The 445-nt window shown below is 57.3% G+C and carries 1 pseudogene; it reads right to left on the bottom strand.

The annotated features are described in order from the left end of the window. Positions 1–260: pseudogene (locus EN749_RS37145) on the bottom strand (glycosyl transferase); the annotation flags it as partial. Between the last annotated feature and the right edge of the window lie 185 nt (positions 261–445).

Here is a 445-nt window from a genome sequence, read left to right as displayed (position 1 = left end):
GGCTTGAGCGCCTCGGCCAGTGCAGCGACGGCGGCCGACATGTCGAAGATCAGATGAAGTGTTTGCGTGAGGATGATGCAGTCGAAGGCGTTTGACGGCAGGACTCCGGGCTGCGACAGGTCGCCTATGATGGTCGCGTTTGGATCATCGGGATCAACATGCAGCACGTCGCTCTTGACGACATGAGCACCGCCAAAATGCATCGTGTAGCTGTTGTCGCCGATTTCCAGCACGCGGCCATGTATGTCGGCCGCATTCAATTGTAGGAAATTCTCGATATAATACCGATCTATTGGCTTGCCGCGATCATATCCAAATGAGCGGCTTATCGGCATGGTGCGTGCGAAATCCCCAAACCGCACCGAACCGACGAGCGGAGCCTGCCAATCGGCGCCGGAAGCTCCGAGCAGCCGTTGCACATGCCTGCCGACTTTGCGCTTTATCC

The sequence above is a fragment of the Mesorhizobium sp. M7A.F.Ca.ET.027.02.1.1 genome, assembly GCF_004022985.1.
Taxonomy (GTDB): domain Bacteria; phylum Pseudomonadota; class Alphaproteobacteria; order Rhizobiales; family Rhizobiaceae; genus Mesorhizobium.
The sequence above is the reverse complement of the archived record's forward strand: the minus strand, read 5'-3'. Positions and strand labels throughout refer to the sequence as shown.